This window comes from Arenimonas oryziterrae DSM 21050 = YC6267 (assembly GCF_000420545.1).
GTDB classification, from domain to species: Bacteria; Pseudomonadota; Gammaproteobacteria; order Xanthomonadales; family Xanthomonadaceae; genus Arenimonas; species Arenimonas oryziterrae.
On record NZ_ATVD01000001.1, the window covers coordinates 222,871 to 240,045 of the forward strand.

The window sequence follows — 17,175 nt, forward strand, 5'->3', positions numbered from 1 at the left end:
TCTTGAGGATTCGAGGGCGGGAAGGTCACCGCCAGAGGGGCCGCATTATGCCAGATCGGGGGTCCGCCTTGGGCCTGTGCCAGCGGCAACAACGCAGCTTTCCACCGGCGGCGACTGGAAACGGCAGCGCCCGGTCCCATTAGCACTAACAGTTCCGCGACGAAGAAGACCATGACCGCGCTTTCAGACCACCCGATCACCCGCCAATGGCCGGCCAAGCATCCGGACCGGCTGCAGCTGTATTCCCTGCCCACGCCCAACGGGGTCAAGGTCTCGATCTTCCTCGAAGAAACGGGCCTGCCCTACGAGCCGCACCGGGTCGATTTCGATACGCAGGAGCAGCTCTCGCCCGCCTTCCTGTCGCTCAACCCGAACAACAAGATTCCGGCGATCCTCGACCCGGACGGCCCCGACGGTGTGCCGCTGGCCCTGTTCGAATCCGGTGCGATCCTGCTCTACCTCGCCGAGAAGACCGGCCTATTGCTGCCCGCCGATCCGGCCCGTCGCTACGAAACCATCCAGTGGCTGATGTTCCAGATGAGCGGCATCGGACCGATGTTCGGCCAGGTCGGCTTCTTCCACAAATTCGCCGGCAAGGACTACGAGGACAAGCGCCCGCGCGATCGCTACGTCGGGGAATCCCGACGCCTGCTGGCAGTGCTCGAACATCGCCTTGCCGGTCGCGACTGGTTGATGGGCGACGACTACACGATCGCCGACATCGCGACCTTCCCCTGGGTGCGCAACCTGATCGGCTTCTACGAAGCACGCGACCTGGTCGGCTTCAACGACTACCCGAACGTCAAACGCGTGCTCGACGCGTTTCTTGCACGGCCGGCAGTGATCCGCGGGCTGACGATTCCCCAGCGCAGCTAAGGCGTTGGATCAGGCGTGGTCGTGCGAAGGCTTCGTCGCGTGGATGCCCTCGCCTTCGATCTGGTCGAGGAAATCCACCGCGCGGCGTAGGTGCGGAATCACGATCGAGCCGCCGACGACCAAGGCCACGCTGAAGGTCTCGAAGAACTCGTCGCGGTTCACGCCTGCTTCCTTGCACTGCGCGATGTGGTAGCTGATGCAGTCGTCGCAGCGCAGCACCATCGACGCGACCAGGCCGAGCAGCTCCTTGGTCTTCACGTCCAGGGCACCGTCCTTGTAGGTCTGCGTGTCGAGCGCGAAGAACCGCTTCACGACCTGGTTGTCGTGACCGAGGATGCGCTCATTCATGCGCTGCCGGAATTCCGTGAACGCCTTCACGCGATCGGCTTCGTCGATGTGGCTCACGGCGTGGTCTCCAGCAGGGGTTTCAGGCCGCCGGCGCGGTCGAGCGCGACCAGGTCGTCGTAGCCGCCGACATGCGTGTCGTTGATGAAGATCTGCGGCACCGACGTGCGCTTGGATTTCTCCATCATCAACGCCCGCGCGACCGGGTCGATGTCTACGCGCACCTCGGTGTAGCCGGCGCCGCGCGACTTCAGAAAATTCTTGGCCGCCACGCAATAGGGGCAGACGGCGGTGGTGTACATGATGACTTCGGACACGCGGTTCTCCTGGCTGACCCGGTTCAGATGGGGATGCCGAGGAACATTTTACAGGGCACGGGGTCCGTTTCCGTAGAAAGTTAATTCCCGATTCACTCGTTGCCCGACCGGCTGGCGCATGCTTGACCGATCTTATGGAGTCATCCGTGCGCCGAATCGCTGCCCTGTCCCCCGCTCCCCTGGCTGCCGCCCTGGTCTTCGCCCTCGGGCTGAGTGCCGGCAGTCGCGCCCAGGAAAACACCCTGCCCGACATGGGCTCGTCCGCCGCCACCCTGCTGACCCCGGCCGAAGAGAGCGAATACGGCGCCTACACCCTCTACCAGCTGCGCCACTACGGCTACGTCCTCGAAGACCCGCTGATCGACAGCTGGCTCGACGGCATGGGCCATCGCCTTGCCGCAGTCAGCGACCGGCCGCAGCAGGACTTCACCTTTTTCATGATGCGCGACCGCGACATCAATGCTTTCGCGACCCTGGGCGGCTACATCGGCGTGAACGCCGGCCTGGTGCTCACCGCGCAAAGCGAAGACGAAGTCGCCGGCGTGGTATCGCACGAAATCTCCCACGTCACCCAGCGTCACGTGCTGCGCGCGGTCGAACGCGCCAAGCGCGACCAGCTGCCGATCATGCTGGCGATGCTGGGCGCGATCGTCGCCTCGCAAAGCTCCAACAGCCGCAACAGCAGCGACGCCATTCCGGCCGCCGTCGTCGGCGCGCAGGCGCTGGCGATGCAGCGGCAGATCGACTACACCCGCTCCAACGAATCCGAGGCCGACCGCATCGGCATCCAGACGTTGTATCGCTCCGGCTACAACGTCAACGGCATGGCCGATTTCTTCGAACGCATGGATCGCGCCACGCGCGGCAATTCCGGCGGCTACCAGGTTCCGTCGTACCTGCAGTCGCATCCGGTCACCACCACGCGCATCAGCGAAGCGCGCGATCGCGCCGCGCGTCTGCAACGTGAATCGCCACGCCTGGTCAGTGACACGCGCCCTGCCTACAGCCCCTTGCTGCCGGCGAGCCTGAGCACGATGGGCGGCGGCTCCGCGAACGCGGCGCCACCGCCGCCGATGTTCCATTGGGCGCGCGAGCGCCTGCGCGTGCTCAGCGCCACCAGTCCCGGTGCGGCGGTGAAGGAATACAAATCGCTCTCCGACCTCGCCAGCGGCCGTCTGTCCGATGCACAACGCTACGGACTGGCACTGGCGCAGATGAAGGCAGGGTTCCCCACGGCGGCGGAAACCGCCTTCCAGTCGCTGGCAAAGGAACACCCGGACAATCTGTGGATCGCACTGGCGTTGGCCGAGACGGCCCACGTGGCCAAGAGCGACGATATCGCCCGGGCGCGCTTCGAGGAACTGCTGCGACGCAATCCGCAGGACCGTGCGATCAGCCTCAGCTACGCCCTCGTCCTCAACGACATCGGCACGCCGCAGGCCGGCCGACGTGCGCAGGCCGTGCTGCGACCGCTGCTGACTTCGAGCGCCGACGACCCCCTGTTCCAGAAAAACTTCGGCCGCGCCAGCGAACTGGCCGGCGACCTGCCGCGCGCCTCCGAGGCCTATGCCGAGTCCGCCTTCCTCAACGGTCGCGCCGAAGATGCCTTGAGCCAGTTCAACAGCCTGCTCAAGCGCGAGGATGTCGACTACATCCAGCGGGCGCGCATCGAAGCACGCATCGCCGCGATCACGCCGATCGTGCTCGACATGCGCCGCCAAGGCATGAAACCCGAGGATCAGGGGCCCGACAGCGGTTAGGAACCTGTCAGGCTGGTCACTGAACGGTCACAAAAGTTTTATCTACTTGCACGCAGCCCCCACCAGTGACAGGGTACCGCAGTGCAAAAACGCATCCTCATCGTCGACGACGAACCCGCCATCCGCGACATGGTCGCCTTCGCCCTGCGCAAGGGCGAATACGAACCGGTGCACGCCGGTGATGCCCGGGAGGCCGCCTCGGCGATCGCCGAACGGGTCCCCGACCTTATCCTGCTCGACTGGATGTTGCCCGGCAGCAGCGGCCTGGAGCTGGCCCGGCGCTGGCGCCGGGACGACCTGACCCGCGACATCCCGATCATCATGCTCACTGCCCGCGGCGAGGAGAACGACCGCGTCAGCGGCCTCGAATCCGGGGTCGACGACTACGTGGTCAAGCCCTTTTCCGCCCGTGAACTGCTCGCCCGCATCAAGGCCGTACTGCGCCGCTCGCGCGAGGACGAAGACGACGGTTCTGTGACAGTCGGTAAACTGCGCATCGACGGCGGCGCCCACCGGGTCTACGCCGGCGACCAGTCCATCCACGTCGGCCCCACGGAATATCGCCTGCTGCATTTCTTCATGACCCACGCCGATCGCGTCTACAGCCGCACCCAGTTGCTGGACCATGTCTGGGGCGGCAACGTCTATGTCGAGGAACGCACGGTCGACGTGCATATCCGCCGGCTGCGCAAGGCACTCGAACCCACCGGCCTGGAAGAAATGGTCCAGACCGTCCGCGGATCGGGCTACCGATTCTCCGCGGCGATCCATTGATCCGGGACGCAGGGATGCGCCGCTCGCTACTGCTCCGGCTTGCGTGGCGACAATCCCTGATCCGGCTGCTGGTCCTGTATGCGTTCGCGGTCGCGCTCGGCCTGCTGCTGCACCAGCTCGCCTGGGTGCTGCTGCTCGCCACGGCCGGCGTGGCGGCGCGCGCGTACTGGCGCCTGTACCGCGTCTCGCGCTTCCTCGACTGGCGCCAGCAACTGCAGACCGTGCACGGCCAAGGACTGTGGGCCGCGCTGGAAACCCTGATCTTTCGCCGGCAGACGGAAAACCGCGCGCGCAGCCGCCGTCTGGTCGGCCTGTTGCGCGCGTACCGGCAGGCCGCGACGGCGATGCCCGATGGCGCCCTGATCCTCAACCGTCGCGACAACCACCTGATCTGGTTCAACAAGTCCGCTCGCCGCCTGCTCGGCCTGAACTATCCGCAGAGCCTGGGCCAGTCGTTTACCGACATCGTCCATGCGCCGGCCGTGAAGGAGTGGCTGGCCGCCGGTGTGACCGACGACTCCCTGATGGACGTCGCCAGTCCCGTCGACGAGAACCAGCGCCTGAGCCTGCGCCTGATCGCCTATTCCGGCCGGCAGTGGCTGCTGGTCGTGCGCGACGTGACGCAGCTGATGCGGCTGGAACAGGTACGTCGCGATTTCGTCGCCAACGTCTCGCACGAACTGCGCACGCCGCTGACCGTCGTGCACGGCTACCTCGACATGATGGAGCCCGCGGACAATCCCGAATGGGCGCCGATGGTCGAGGAAATGCGCCGGCAATCGCAGCGCATGACCCAACTGGTCGAAGACCTGCTGACCTTGTCGCGCCTGGAAGCGCAGGATCATCTGCCCGAAGAATCGATCGGCATGGCCTCGTTGCTGGTCACCCTGCGCCGCGAGGCGGAAGCGATCAGCCAGGGCCGCCATGAAATCAGCGTGCTCGACGACGCCGCCTGCGACCTGTTCGGCTCGGCCAAGGAGCTGCACAGCGCCTTTTCCAACCTGGTCAGCAATGCCGTACGCTACACGCCGAACCAGGGGCGCGTGGAGGTCCGTTTCGAACGCACCGACAACGGCGGCACGCGATTGAGCGTGAAAGACAGCGGCTACGGCATCCCGGCCCAGCATCTGCCGCGCATCACCGAACGTTTCTATCGCGTCTCCACCAGTCGCTCGCGCGAATCCGGCGGCACCGGCCTCGGCCTGTCCATCGTCAAGCATGTATTGAGCCTGCATCAGGCGCGTCTGGAAATCGAAAGCGAGGTCGGTCGCGGGAGTACCTTCGCCTGCGTCTTCGGCCCCGAACGCACCCGGCCGCGCAACCACTGACCCATCTCATCGCCATGACCTCGAGAATTCCCAAGCCCATGACTTCCAGTCTCACGCCAATCGAGCCGTCCGATGGCGAGCTGTTCCTCAACCGCGAGCTGTCGCAGCTGGAATTCAATTTCCGCGTGATGGCCCAGGCCGAGGACACCAGCCTGCCCCTGCTCGAACGCCTGCGCTACCTGTGCATCTCGTGCACGAATCTCGACGAGTTCTTCGAGATCCGCGCGGCGACCGTGCGTACCGCACTGCAGTTTGGCGGCCCGCTGATTCCCGATGGCATGGCCCCCGCGCGTGCGCTCGAGCTGATCCATGCCAAGGCCAGCAAGCTCGTCGAGGCGCAGTACCGCTGCTGGAACGAGATCCTGCGTCCCACCCTCGCCGACGCCGGCATCCGCGTGCTCACGCGTGCGAGCTGGACGGAAACCCAGCAGCGCTGGCTGCACGACTATTTCGAGAACGACATCCTGCCGGTGCTGTCGCCGCTCGGCCTGGATCCGGCGCATCCGTTTCCGCGCATCCTCAACAAGAGTCTCAATGTTGTCGTCGTGCTCGAAGGCAAGGACGCGTTCGGCCGCAAGGGCGGCATGGCCATCGTGCGCGCGCCGCGCTCCCTGCCGCGCATCATCCAGTTGCCCGAAGAGATCTCCGGCGGCAAGCACGACTACGTATTCCTGTCCTCGGTCCTGACCGCGTTCGTCGACGACCTGTTCCCCGGCATGAAGGTCAAGGGCGCGTACCAGTTCCGGGTCACGCGCAATTCCGAGCTGTTCGTCGACGAGGAAGAAGTGGAGAACCTCGCCAGCGCGCTCAAGGACGAACTGGTGAGCCGCGGCTTCCGGCCCGCCGTGCGCCTGGAAATCGCCGAGGACTGCCCGCCGGCGATCCTCAAGACCTTGCTGGCGAACTTCGATCTCGGAGAAAACGCCGTCTATCGCATCAATGGTCCGGTCAATCTCAGCCGCGTGCAGCAGGTCTATGACCTCGCCAACCGTCCAGAGCTGAAATTCCCGCCGTTCAAGTCGCGCAAGGGCCAGCTCGACGAGGATTCGCCGTTCGACACGATCCGCGAAGGCGATGTGCTGCTGCACCATCCCTACGAAAGCTTCTCGCCCGTGCTCGACCTGCTCGCGTTCGCCGCAAGCGATCCCAACGTGCTGGCGATCAAGCAGACGGTGTACCGCACCGGCAAGGACTCGAAGATCATCGAGCACCTGGTCACTGCCGCGCGCAACGGCAAGGACGTCACCGTCGTCGTCGAGTTGCGTGCGCGTTTCGACGAGGAAGCCAATCTCAAGCTCGCCGACCGTCTGCAGGAGGCCGGCGTGCAGGTCATGTACGGCGTGGTCGGTTACAAGACGCACGCGAAGATGCAGCTGATCGTTCGCCGCGAAGGCAAGGTGTTGCGCCGCTACGTGCACCTGGGCACCGGCAATTACCATTCGGGCACGGCGCGCACCTACACCGACATCGGCCTGATGACCTGCAATCCGGAGATCGCCGCGGACGTGCACGGCATGTTCCAGCAACTGTCGGGACTGGCGCCGGCGATCAAGCTCAAGCGGCTGCTCGCGTCGCCGTTCACCCTGCACAAGAACATCCTGAAAAAGATCGAACGCGAGATCAAGCACGCGCGCGCCGGTCGCCCGGGTCACATCATCGCCAAGATGAATGCGATCAACGAGGCGACCGTGATCCGTGCGCTTTACGAGGCCTCGCAGGCCGGCGTGAAGATCGAACTGATCGTGCGCGGCGCCTGCTGCCTGCGCCCGGGCGTGCCGGGCATCTCGGAGAACATCACGGTGCGCTCGGTGGTCGGCCGCTTCCTGGAACACAGCCGCGTGTACTGGTTCGGCAACGACGGCGAGCCGGAAATCTTCTGCTCGAGCGCAGACTGGATGGAGCGCAACCTGCTGCGCCGCGTCGAAACCTGCTTCCCGATCCTGGACCCCGCGCTGGCCAAGCGCGTGTTCGACGAGGAACTCGCTAACTACCTCACCGACAATACGCAAGCCTGGCAGCTCGATGCCAAGGGCAATTACACTCGCGTGCCGCCGCAGCCCGAGGTGGCGCCGTACTCGGCCCAAGGCGCCCTGCTCGCCCGACTTTGTGGATGATCGATGACGCCTGTTGCCACCCAGCCGCTGCAAGACGGTGACCTGCTCGCCGCCGTCGACCTGGGTTCGAACAGTTTCCACATGGTGGTGGCGCGTTACGTGCTGGGACAGCTGCGCATCGTCGATCGCATCAAGGAACACGTGCGACTGGCCGAAGGCCTCGACGGCCACGGCGGGCTGAGCGACGACGCGCTGATGCGCGCGCTCGACTGCCTGTCGCGTTTCGGCCAGCGGCTGGCGACGATTCCGTCGCAGCACGTGCGCGCGATCGCGACCAATACCGTGCGCCAGCTGCGCGCGCCGCACAACTTCCTCATGCCGGCCGAATCCGCGCTCGGCCATGACATCGAGATCGTCGCCGGTCGCGAGGAAGCGCGCCTGATCTACCTCGGCGTCGCCCACGGACATCCGCCACGCGGCAAGCGTCGCCTGGTCATGGATATCGGCGGCGGCTCCACGGAATTCATCATCGGCGAAGGCTTCGAGGCGATAGAGCGCGAAAGCCTGCAGATGGGCTGCATCGCGACCACGCGACGCTTTTTCGCCGACGGCAAGCTGTCGCGCAAACGCTGGAAAGAGGCGCAGACGGAAATCACCGCCGAGTTCCAGCAGTTCGCCGCGACCTACCGCAGCCTTGGCTGGCAGGAAATCTTCGGATCCTCCGGCACGATCAAGGCTATCGGCGAGATGGCGACCAGCATGAAACTCACGCGTGGCGCGATCACCGACGGCGCGCTCGCCACGATTCGCGACAAGCTGCTCGACTTCGATCGCATCGAAGACATCCGCTTGCCCGGTCTGCCCGGCGACCGACGCCCGGTCATCGCCGGCGGCCTGCTGATCCTCGACGCCGCCTTCGCCGAACTCGGACTCAAGCGCATGCTGGTCAGCGAAAACGCCCTGCGCGAAGGTGTGCTGTACGACATCGTCGGCCGCGGCGGCGAACGCGATCCGCGCGATGCCTCCATCCTGGCCCTGTGCGAACGCTACGGCGTGGACCGGGAGCAGTCCGCACGCGTCGAGCACACCGTGCTGGAATTGTTCGACCAGGTCGCCGAACACTGGCAGCTCGATGCCGAAGATCGCCGCCTGCTCGCCTGGGCCGCGCGCATCCATGAGATCGGCCTGGTCATCGCGCACAGCCAGTACCACCAGCATGGCGCTTATCTCGTCGAGCACTCGGACATCGCCGGTTTCTCCAAGACCGAGCAGCAGTTCATCGCCGCTCTCGTGCGCAACCAGCGGCGCGGCCTGCATCTGCCCAGCGTCGAATCCCTGCCCGACCGCCTGGCCAAGGCGGCCCTGCGCTGCGCCTTGCTGCTGCGCCTGTCGGTGCTGCTGCATCGTAGCCATGGCCGCGAAGAAATCCCCCTGCACGCGCTCAGCGCGCGCTCCAGCGGCCTGGCCCTGCGCCTGTCGCCGCAATGGCTCGCCCAGCATCCGCTGACCGAAGCCGATCTCGACAGCGAACGCGACTACCTCAAGGATATCGGCCACAGCCTCGAGGTCGAAGCCGGCTGAGCTTCGTCACCGGCTGACCGATGGTCATGCCCGCGTCATCGCAACGTCATCGCCCGTGCATACCGCCGCGCCAAGCTGCGCGGCATGAACGCCAAACTGCACATCGAACTGGTCACCGAAACCTACCCGCCGGAAATCAATGGCGTGGCCTTGACGGTGCAATCGCTGGAACAGGGCCTGCGCGGCCTGGGCCATCGCGTCGCACTGATCCGCACCGAACAGGCGGAAGAAAGCACGCAATCGCTGCCGGACCTGATGCTGGTCGACGGCGCGCCGATTCCGCGCTATCCCGGACTGCGTTTCGGCCTGCCGGCCGGCCGGCGACTGCAATCGCGCTGGAACGCGCAACGGCCTGACGCGATCTACATCGCAACTGAAGGCCCGCTGGGCTGGTCGGCGCTGCGCGCGGCGCGGCGACTGGGCATTCCGGTGGCGACCGGCTTCCACACCCGCTTTGACGACTATGTCGGTCGCTACGGCGCCGGTTTCCTCGCGCCCTGGGTCTTCGCCTGGCTGCGCCGCTTCCACAACCGCGGCGACGCAACCCTGGTGCCGACCTTGGAGTTGCAACAGCAATTGCAGGATCAGGGCTTCCGCCATGTGCAGCGCCTGGGCCGCGCAGTCGACACGCGTCAGTTCCATCCCGGCTGGCGCGATGCTGCCTTGCGCGCGTCCTGGGGACTGGCCGACGACGACATCGCGGTGCTCAGCGTCGGCCGACTCGCACCGGAAAAGAATCTCGACCTGCTCGTACGCGCCTTCCGCGCGCTGCAGGCGCAGCGTCCGAACGCGAAGCTGATCTTCGTCGGCGACGGCCCGGGGCGCGCGGCCTTGCAGGCGGCCAATCCTGACGCGCTGTTCTGCGGCATCCAGCGCGGCGACGAACTCGCCCGCCATTACGCCAGCGCCGACCTGTTCCTGTTCCCTAGCCTGTCGGAGACCTTCGGCAATGTCACCCTCGAGTCGATGTCGAGCGGACTGGCGACGGTGGCCTTCGACTACGGCGCAACGCGCGAACATCTGCGCGACGGCGAACACGGCGCGGCCGTACCCTTCGGCGACGAAGCCGCCTTCATCGCCGCAACCGTGCAAGTCGGCACCCAGGCCTCGTTGTTCCGCCAGGGCGAAGCCGCGCGCCTGGCGGTGCAAAGTCTGCATCCCGAGGAAGTCGCACGCGCCTTCGCGCACTTGCTCGCCACCCTCGCGCCGACGCGCAAGGTCGCATGACACCCGTCGCGCCGCGCCTGCATCATCGCGAACAGGCCTGGTGCCTGGCCGCAAATCGCTGGGGCGGTCGGCAGGTCGTGCGCGCGTATTTCCGCGCGGTCAGCCGTCTTGGCGACGGCCTGTTCTGGTACGCGCTGATGGCCTTTTTCGCGCTGTTCGATGGCTGGCGCGGCCTGTCAGCCTCGGGACACATGCTCGCGACCGGTGCGATCGCCGCCTTGCTGTATCGCAAGCTCAAGCGCTGGACGAAGCGACCGCGTCCGTTCGCCGCCGATGCGCGCATCCAGGCCTGGGTCGCGCCGCTGGACGAATACAGTTTTCCGTCCGGCCACACCCTGCACGCGGTCTCGTTCACCCTCGTCGCGCTGGCGTATTACCCGATGCTGGGCATGCTGCTGGTGCCGTTCACGCTGAGCGTGGCGCTGTCGCGCGTGGTGCTGGGCATGCACTATCCGAGCGACGTGCTCGCGGCCACCGTCATCGGCGGCACCCTCGCGTCGGTGTCCCTGTGGCTGGTGCCGGGTGTCAGTCTGTTCTTCTGATCCGGTCCTGAAATGATCCGGTCCTGAAACGAAAAAACCCGGGCCGGGAAAACCCAGGCCCGGGTCCGCTCTCCCCGTAGGATGCGGATCAAATCGATTCAAGGTGCGATGCCGCCGTCCGTGGCGGTATGGCTTGGGGCCGGGTCCGCGGCCGTTCCATATCGCTGCTTGCGACAATGCAAGGCGAGGCTAGCCGCTGTTTCCAGGCATGGGAAGGCGCGAAAACCGCGCGCAATGCAGCATTTGTGTTAGCGATGATCACGATAAAATCAGCGCGCTTGTCGGGCGGCGCTGGGCCATTCGCCGGTTAGTGATTCTAACCATTGTTAAGTGAATATTACTCACCTAGTTATCGAATATCACCCAGCCGATCGACTCAGGCGGCGATCGCTTCGAGCAATCGGCTATCCAGGCCCTGTTGTCGCTGCCGGGGCATCACATACGGCCCGAAAGCCGGCAGATCGCCCTGGACCACCAGCCCGGTGCCTAGCGGGCGCCAGCAGGCGCCCACCAGGGTGTAGCCCTCGAACGCGAGCGCGGCTTTCGCTTCCTGCGAGCGCAGCGCGAGACCGATGGCGTTCGCATGCTTGGCCAGTTCGGCGGTGTCGGGCAGGCGCCAGCCGTTGCAGCATCCGATTTCCAGCAGGGCCATTTCCCAACGCCAGGGCCAAGCCTGGCGAAGGGAGAGCACGCAGATGCGCGAGGGCAGCTGGCTCACGGCTTTCCTGCGCCGGCGGACGCGGCCGGCAGCGGCGGCGGTTCCGTGCCGTTGTTGCCCAGCGCGTACCAGTCGATGCGGCGGGTCACCAGCATGATCGCGGCGAGGATCACGAACAGCATCAGCGAGCCGAGCACGAGCGCGTTGTCTTCCGACACCAGCAATCCGTACAGAGCCGCGTACAGCAGCGTCAGCATCGACGCGAAACTCGCGCCGCGCACCGCACTGTGCAACACCGCCGACAGGTAGACGCCGAGCAATCCGATGCAGGCGATGCTGGCCGCGAGATAGGCGATCCAGAACTCCATATGCTCGGACAGGCTGATCAGCAGCAGGAAGAAGATCGCCAAAGCCAGGCCGACCAGACCGTACTGGATCGGGTGGATCGCCAGGCGCTTGATCAGTTCGAACATGAAGAAGCCGACGAAGGTCAGCATCACGAACAGGAATCCGTATTTGCTCGCACGATCGGCCTGCGTGTAGATGTTGACCGGGTCGACCAGGCTGATGCGCAGCCGGTCCATGCTGTCGCCGGTTTTGTCATGCAGATATTGCGCCTGCGTGCTGGCCGCGAGCGAGGAAATCTCCCAGAGCGCATCGAAGCCCTTTTCGCTGACATGGCGGCTGCGCGGCGAAAAACTGCCGCCGAACTGCGGATGCGGCCAGGCCGAATCGATCGTGATGCGGTTGCTGTCGGCGATCGGGACGATGTTCAGCGCCTCGGTTCCCTTCAGCACCAGGTCCAGTTGCACGCCCAGATCGAGCTTGTCGCCCGGACGCGCCGCCGCCAGCGGCGCATGCAGCCCGGTGTCCTCGCGATACGCGCCCGCGCCCTGCAGCAGCGCCGTGCGTGCGCCATTGACGGTCAGCACGGGCGTGCCGACCACGCCGCGCACGTCGGCCACCGAGAGGCTCAGGTAGGGCCGGCCGACGGTGCGCGTCGCACCATCGGTCGCGACCGGCAGTTCCTGCAGGAAGCGCGCCTGCAGCTGCGAGCGCAACTCGTAGACGCGGACGCGGTGCAGCCCGAGCTTGAGCTCGTCGGGCTGCATGCGGCCGGTCATCGCCAGGGTTTTCGGGAAGAAGGTCCAGTGTTGTTCGACCTTGTTCCGGGTGAGCGTCTGGCGGCCTTTTTCGTCGGTGACCACACTGGTGTATTCGTCGGTGTAAGGCACGATGAGCACGGGTCCGGCCAGCGACTGCGCGCGTGCCGTGGACTGTGCGATCGTTTCGATCGCTTCCTCACGATAGTTCTGACGCTCGGCGATCGTGCCGTTGATCATCGCCAGCGGAATCATCAGCAGCAGGGTCAGGAAGCCGACCGCGAGTGCTTTCAGGAAAAAAGTCATGCGGCTCATCGGCAGGTCTCCTTGCCGATCCGCAACCCGTCCGTGCGTTGAAACCTTTGCAAGCTCATGCCCTGTCTCCCGCCGGGAACCGCCCGGCTGATGGATGCAGGCTAGGTGCGCGGCGTGAAGGGTCGAGGGAGGGATTGTGTGGTGGGAGTGAACTGCGCCCTCCCCTCATCCGGCCTGCGGCCACCTTCTCCCCAAGGGGAGAAGGGAATCGGTGCGAGGGCCAGGGTGAGGGCGCCTTTGACTACGCCAAAACCGGCACCCGCAACTCCGCCACCGCCCCACCGCCCTCGCGATTGCGCAAGGCGATCGTGCCGCCGTGCAGCGTGGCCACTTCGCGCACGAAGCTCAGACCCAGGCCGCTGCTGCGCGCGCCGTCGGGTCGCGGCAAGGAATAGAAACGCTCGAATACCCGGTCGGCCGCGAAATCGGGCACGCCCGGACCGGCGTCGGCCACCGAGAGGCAGACCTCGCCGTCCTCGCGCCGCAGTCCGACCTCGATGGTCGAACCGGCCGGCGCGAAATCGATCGCGTTATCGAGCAGATTGGCCAGCGCCTGCCCCAGCAGGAACCGATCGCCGGAGACCGTCTGCGTCGCGCCCGTCGGTGCCATCACGAGCGATTTTTTCGCCAGGCGCGGTTCGGCCGCCACACGCGCGTCCTCGATGAGCACCGCCAGATCGACGGCCTCGCGCTGCTCCAGTCGCTGCCGGTATTCCACCGATGCCAACGCGAGCATCTTGTCGATCATCTGCGCCAGGCGCTGCGATTGCCCGTCGATGTTGCGGATGAAACGCAGGCGGTCGGCTTCGGGCGGATCGCCCTCGAGAATTTCCGCAGCGCCACGGATCGCCGCCAGCGGACTTTTCATTTCGTGCGCGAGCGTGTGCACATAGCTTTCGACGTATTGCTTGCCGTCGAGCTTTTCGCGCATCGTCTCCAGCGCGCGACCGAGTTCGCCGAGCTCGCCGCCACCGACCGAGGGCAGACTGGTTCGTTCGCCGCTGGCGACCGCGTGCGCATAACGGTTCAGGCGCTCGACGCTGCGTGCCAGCCACCAGGTCACGCCCAGGCCGATCAGGAACGACAGGCCGAGCAGGATCCAGCCCTGGCGCAGGATCGCGCGCTGGCTGGCGACGATGAACGGCTCGGTCTTCTTGTTGGCTTTCGCCACGGTCAGCACGCCGATGATGCGCCCGTTGTCGCGAATCGCCGCAGCGACGTGCATCACGCTGCTGGTGTCGTCGGCAGGATTGCTGCGCGTGGACCGGGCGCCGTACTGGCCACGCAAGGTCAGATAGACATCGTTCCAGCGCGAGAAGTCGCGGCCGACATCCTGTTGCTCCGAATCGTAGACGACAATGCCGCGCGCGTCGGTGACGTAGATGCGGTAGTCGAAATCGGTCTTCGGCACGCCGGCGATGTTGGCGTCGAGCGCCTCGCGGCGCAGCCCGTTCACCGCCTGCGCGAATCGGCCGTCGGCGATCGTGCCCGCGCGCAGTTCCGGCGCCGCCAATGCCGCCAGCGCCGACGAGGTATCGACCAGGGTCGCTTCCATCGCCTGGCGCACGCCGGGTTTGACCTCGTTGACGAAAACGCGCATGACAAAAAAGCCCGCGAGTCCGACGATGAGGAAATAACCGAGGAAGATCCGGAGGCCGATGCGCATGCGATCAGGCCTTCAGGCTGTAGCCCAGACTGCGATGGGTCTGGATCGGATCGCGGCTGGCATCGGCCGCACGCAGTTTGCCGCGCAAGGTCTTGATGTGGGTGTCGACGGTGCGGTCGACGGTGTCCGGTGCGTCCTGCCAGACATCGGACATCAGCCGTTCGCGACTAAGGATCGCGCCGGGGCGTGCGAGCAAGGCGGCGAGCAGCAGGTATTCGTAGCGCGTCAGCGCCAGTTCCTGACCCGCGAAACGAATGCGCTGGCCCGCGACGTCATGCGCGAACGCACCGATCTCGCGCCAGCGGCCTGCATCGCCGCCGGGAGCGCTCACGCGGCGCAGGCGCGCGCGCACGCGGGCGACCAGTTCGCGCGGCGAAAACGGTTTGACCATGTAGTCGTCCGCACCCAGCTCCAGACCGAGCACCTTGTCGATCTCGCTGCCGCGCGCGGTCAGGAAGATCACCGGCAAGGCCGAGAACTCCCGGATCGAACGGCACAGGTCGAAGCCGGTCATGTCGGGCAGACCGACGTCAAGAATCGCCAGATCGATATCGCCGGCGCGCAGCCGCGCCAGTCCCTCGCGCCCGAGCAGGCAGTGCTCGGCAACGTGACCTTCGGCGCGCAGGGCGTAGAGCACGGCATCGGCGATCGCCGCCTCGTCTTCGATGATGAGTATCGTCGCCATAAGATCAGTCCAGAGGTTCGACGCGGGCGCGCGCAAACGCCGCCGCGCGCTGGCCGGGCCAGTCGCGATCGTTGGCGACCTGGGCCTGCAAACGACTGGCATCGAGCGCGTCGAAATCCAGGTGCGCCAGCGCCCAGACCTGGTCGCCCTGCGTCTGCGCAAGGACGCCGTCGTCGGGCAGGCCGCGGTCCATCGGCGCATAGATCGCCGCCTCGCCGGTGTTCAGGTCCAAGGCCGGACTCCATTCGACGCCGCCCGTCGTCACCGACTGCGCGACGAAGCAGCGGTTTTCCAGCGCACGCGCCAGACAGCCCACCCGCACGCGCGTCGCACCGGCGGCGGTGTCGGTGCAGCTGGGCACGACCAGCAGCCGTGCACCGGCTTCGGCCTGCGCCCGCACCGGCAGCGGAAACTCGCTGTCGTAGCACACGGCGATCGCCGTCCGCCGCCCGCCCAGTGCGAACACTTTCAGTGTGTCGCCGCCATCGATGACCCCGGTCTGTTTTTCGAAGCCGGTGAGCTGAAGTTTTTCCTGGAACCCGGTCCGACCTTCGGGCGTGAACCAGTACGACCGGTTGCGATAGCGTCCCTCGCCGTGCTCGATCAGGAAACTGCCCGCGACCACGTGCAACTGCAGACGCTGCGCGAGATTGCCGAACAGTTCGCACCAGGCCGCGTGCAAGGGCTGCAGGGCCGCCAGCGAGGCATGCAGGTCGGCGCGTACGGCCGGCCCGAAACCTGCGGCGAGTTCCAGCGCCAGGTATTCGGGCAAGACGGCCAGTTGTGCGCCCTGGGCTTTCGCATCGCCGAGCAGACGGGTCTGCTTCTCGGCGAAGGCGCGGAAGTCGGCGGGTGCCTCGATCGGATATTTCGCAACGGCGACGTCCATCAGGTCTGCTCCAGCGCACGCAGCCAGAACGTCAGCGGCTTCTCGGTCTCTTCGCTCTCGCCGACTTCGCGCCAGGCCAGGTGCATCGTCATGCCCGGTTGCCGGACATAACCGCGCTTGTGCCAGAACGCGTCGTTGCCGCGATAGTCGGCTGGCTGCCGCGGGTCGCTCGGCAGGCGGTCGACGGCGGCGAATCCGGTCCACAGGAACCGTCCCAGCGCCCGTGCATGTGCTTCGCGTTCGTCGAAGAAGCGGTGGCCCAGACCCAGGCCGCGATAAGCCGGCAGCAGCACCGACTCGCCGAAATAGAACACGTCCGACACCGGAATGCCGCGCGCCTGTACCGGCGCCTGGAACACCTCGCTGTCCTGCGCGAGTGGAATGCCCGTCGCGGCACCGATCACGCGATCGCCATCACGCGCCAGCACGAAGACGCTTTCGGGCGAATCGGCGTACGCCGCGAGGTATTTTTCCTCGAACTGTGCGTCGCCGTCGTAAAGATAGGGAAAATCGCGGAATACCGCGATGCGCAACGCCGCCACCTCGTGCAGGTGCGCGACGACCTCCTGACCGCGCAGGACGAGGATCTTCGGGGACGGTGCGGTCGTCATGGCGTGCCGGTCAGGCCGAGACCTGATCGATCCAGTCCTGCAGGTTGTAGTAATTGCTGACGCGCGCGATGCGCCCGTCGACGAGGTCGAAGAATGCACCGCCGGGCAGCACGTATTCCTGGCCGCGTGCCGGCGGCAGGCCGTCGTCGTCGAACTTGTAGTTGCCGTGCACGACGTATTCCGCGGCAGCGCGGCGACCATCGGCGGTCGCCATCACGACGATCTGGCGGAGCTGTTCGCCATAGCAGCGATCCATGCGCGCGAGGAACGCGCGGAACGCATCGCGACCGACTTCGCGCTCGCCCTGGTTGAGGTCGTGCGCGACGTCCTCCGACAGGCAGGCCAACATGGCCTCCCAGTCGCCGCGATTGAACGCGGCGTAGTAGCGCTGGATGAGTTCGATGGCTTCCTGCATGGCTCTCCTGCCGGCCGGCGCGGGTCGAG

Annotated in this window: 17 protein-coding genes; 8 read left to right on the forward strand and 9 right to left on the reverse strand. The window is 66.0% G+C overall.

Translation table 11 applies throughout. The annotated features are described in order from the left end of the window. Positions 1-171: 171 nt before the first annotated feature. Positions 172-876 carry a glutathione binding-like protein gene (locus tag G467_RS0101025; protein ID WP_022967877.1) on the forward strand — a complete coding sequence of 235 codons (705 nt, stop codon included), beginning with the start codon at positions 172-174 and terminating at the stop codon, positions 874-876. Positions 877-885: 9 nt separating this feature from the next. Here the strand turns inward: G467_RS0101025 and G467_RS0101030 are convergent, their stop codons facing one another. Together G467_RS0101030 and grxC are read right to left on the reverse strand one after the other, a co-directional pair. Next, positions 886-1,281, reverse strand: coding sequence for a carboxymuconolactone decarboxylase family protein (locus tag G467_RS0101030; protein ID WP_022967878.1), 396 nt, complete (start codon positions 1,279-1,281; stop codon positions 886-888). Continuing rightward, positions 1,278-1,523, reverse strand: coding sequence for a glutaredoxin 3 (gene grxC, locus G467_RS0101035; RefSeq protein WP_051130385.1), 246 nt, complete (start codon positions 1,521-1,523; stop codon positions 1,278-1,280). The genes G467_RS0101030 and grxC overlap by 4 nt, the downstream gene beginning before the upstream one ends. Before the next feature lie 179 nt (positions 1,524-1,702). On the opposite strand from grxC, the gene G467_RS0101040 reads away from it, so the two are divergent. The 7 genes from G467_RS0101040 (at position 1,703) to G467_RS0101070 (ending at position 10,804) form a co-directional block, all read left to right on the forward strand. Then, positions 1,703-3,298, forward strand: a complete 1,596-nt coding sequence (locus tag G467_RS0101040) for a M48 family metalloprotease (RefSeq protein ID WP_026802235.1) — start codon at positions 1,703-1,705, stop codon at positions 3,296-3,298. Positions 3,299-3,379: 81 nt separating this feature from the next. After that, positions 3,380-4,072, forward strand: a complete 693-nt coding sequence (gene phoB / locus G467_RS0101045) for a phosphate regulon transcriptional regulator PhoB (protein WP_022967881.1) — start codon at positions 3,380-3,382, stop codon at positions 4,070-4,072. Positions 4,073-4,086: 14 nt separating this feature from the next. Further along, a complete protein-coding gene (gene phoR / locus G467_RS0101050; protein ID WP_022967882.1) occupies positions 4,087-5,400 on the forward strand; it encodes a phosphate regulon sensor histidine kinase PhoR in 1,314 nt (437 codons plus the stop codon). 38 nt (positions 5,401-5,438) lie between these two features. Then, positions 5,439-7,514: a polyphosphate kinase 1 gene (gene ppk1 / locus G467_RS0101055; protein WP_022967883.1), complete on the forward strand. Its 2,076-nt coding sequence runs from the start codon at positions 5,439-5,441 to the stop codon at positions 7,512-7,514. Between the two features lie 3 nt (positions 7,515-7,517). After that, on the forward strand, positions 7,518-9,035 hold the full coding sequence (gene ppx / locus G467_RS0101060) for an exopolyphosphatase (protein WP_026802237.1): 1,518 nt from the start codon (positions 7,518-7,520) through the stop codon (positions 9,033-9,035). A 96-nt stretch (positions 9,036-9,131) separates the two neighbouring features. Then, positions 9,132-10,262, forward strand: a complete 1,131-nt coding sequence (locus tag G467_RS0101065; RefSeq protein ID WP_155844828.1) for a glycosyltransferase family 4 protein — start codon at positions 9,132-9,134, stop codon at positions 10,260-10,262. Then, positions 10,259-10,804: a phosphatase PAP2 family protein gene (locus G467_RS0101070; RefSeq protein ID WP_022967885.1), complete on the forward strand. Its 546-nt coding sequence runs from the start codon at positions 10,259-10,261 to the stop codon at positions 10,802-10,804. The genes G467_RS0101065 and G467_RS0101070 overlap by 4 nt, the downstream gene beginning before the upstream one ends. Positions 10,805-11,180: 376 nt before the next feature. Here the strand turns inward: G467_RS0101070 and G467_RS0101075 are convergent, their stop codons facing one another. The 7 genes from G467_RS0101075 to G467_RS0101105 all read right to left on the reverse strand — a co-directional run bounded on the left by G467_RS0101075 (position 11,181) and on the right by G467_RS0101105 (position 17,146). Beyond that, positions 11,181-11,522: a hypothetical protein gene (locus G467_RS0101075; RefSeq protein ID WP_022967886.1), complete on the reverse strand. Its 342-nt coding sequence runs from the start codon at positions 11,520-11,522 to the stop codon at positions 11,181-11,183. Continuing rightward, complete coding sequence (gene creD, locus G467_RS14935) at positions 11,519-12,880, reverse strand: cell envelope integrity protein CreD (protein ID WP_022967887.1); 1,362 nt, start codon at positions 12,878-12,880, stop codon at positions 11,519-11,521. Before creD ends, G467_RS0101075 begins: the two co-directional genes overlap by 4 nt. 241 nt (positions 12,881-13,121) lie before the next feature. Continuing rightward, positions 13,122-14,546 (reverse strand): two-component system sensor histidine kinase CreC, encoded by a 1,425-nt coding sequence (gene creC, locus G467_RS0101085; protein WP_022967888.1) that lies wholly within the window; start codon positions 14,544-14,546, stop codon positions 13,122-13,124. A 4-nt stretch (positions 14,547-14,550) separates the two neighbouring features. Continuing rightward, a complete protein-coding gene (gene creB, locus G467_RS0101090; protein ID WP_022967889.1) occupies positions 14,551-15,231 on the reverse strand; it encodes a two-component system response regulator CreB in 681 nt (226 codons plus the stop codon). 4 nt (positions 15,232-15,235) lie between these two features. Beyond that, positions 15,236-16,120: a carbon-nitrogen hydrolase family protein gene (locus G467_RS0101095; protein ID WP_022967890.1), complete on the reverse strand. Its 885-nt coding sequence runs from the start codon at positions 16,118-16,120 to the stop codon at positions 15,236-15,238. After that, positions 16,120-16,731, reverse strand: a complete 612-nt coding sequence (locus G467_RS0101100; RefSeq protein ID WP_022967891.1) for a GNAT family N-acetyltransferase — start codon at positions 16,729-16,731, stop codon at positions 16,120-16,122. Before G467_RS0101100 ends, G467_RS0101095 begins: the two co-directional genes overlap by 1 nt. 10 nt (positions 16,732-16,741) lie before the next feature. Next, positions 16,742-17,146 carry a ketosteroid isomerase-related protein gene (locus G467_RS0101105; protein WP_022967892.1) on the reverse strand — a complete coding sequence of 135 codons (405 nt, stop codon included), beginning with the start codon at positions 17,144-17,146 and terminating at the stop codon, positions 16,742-16,744. Positions 17,147-17,175: the final 29 nt, after the last annotated feature.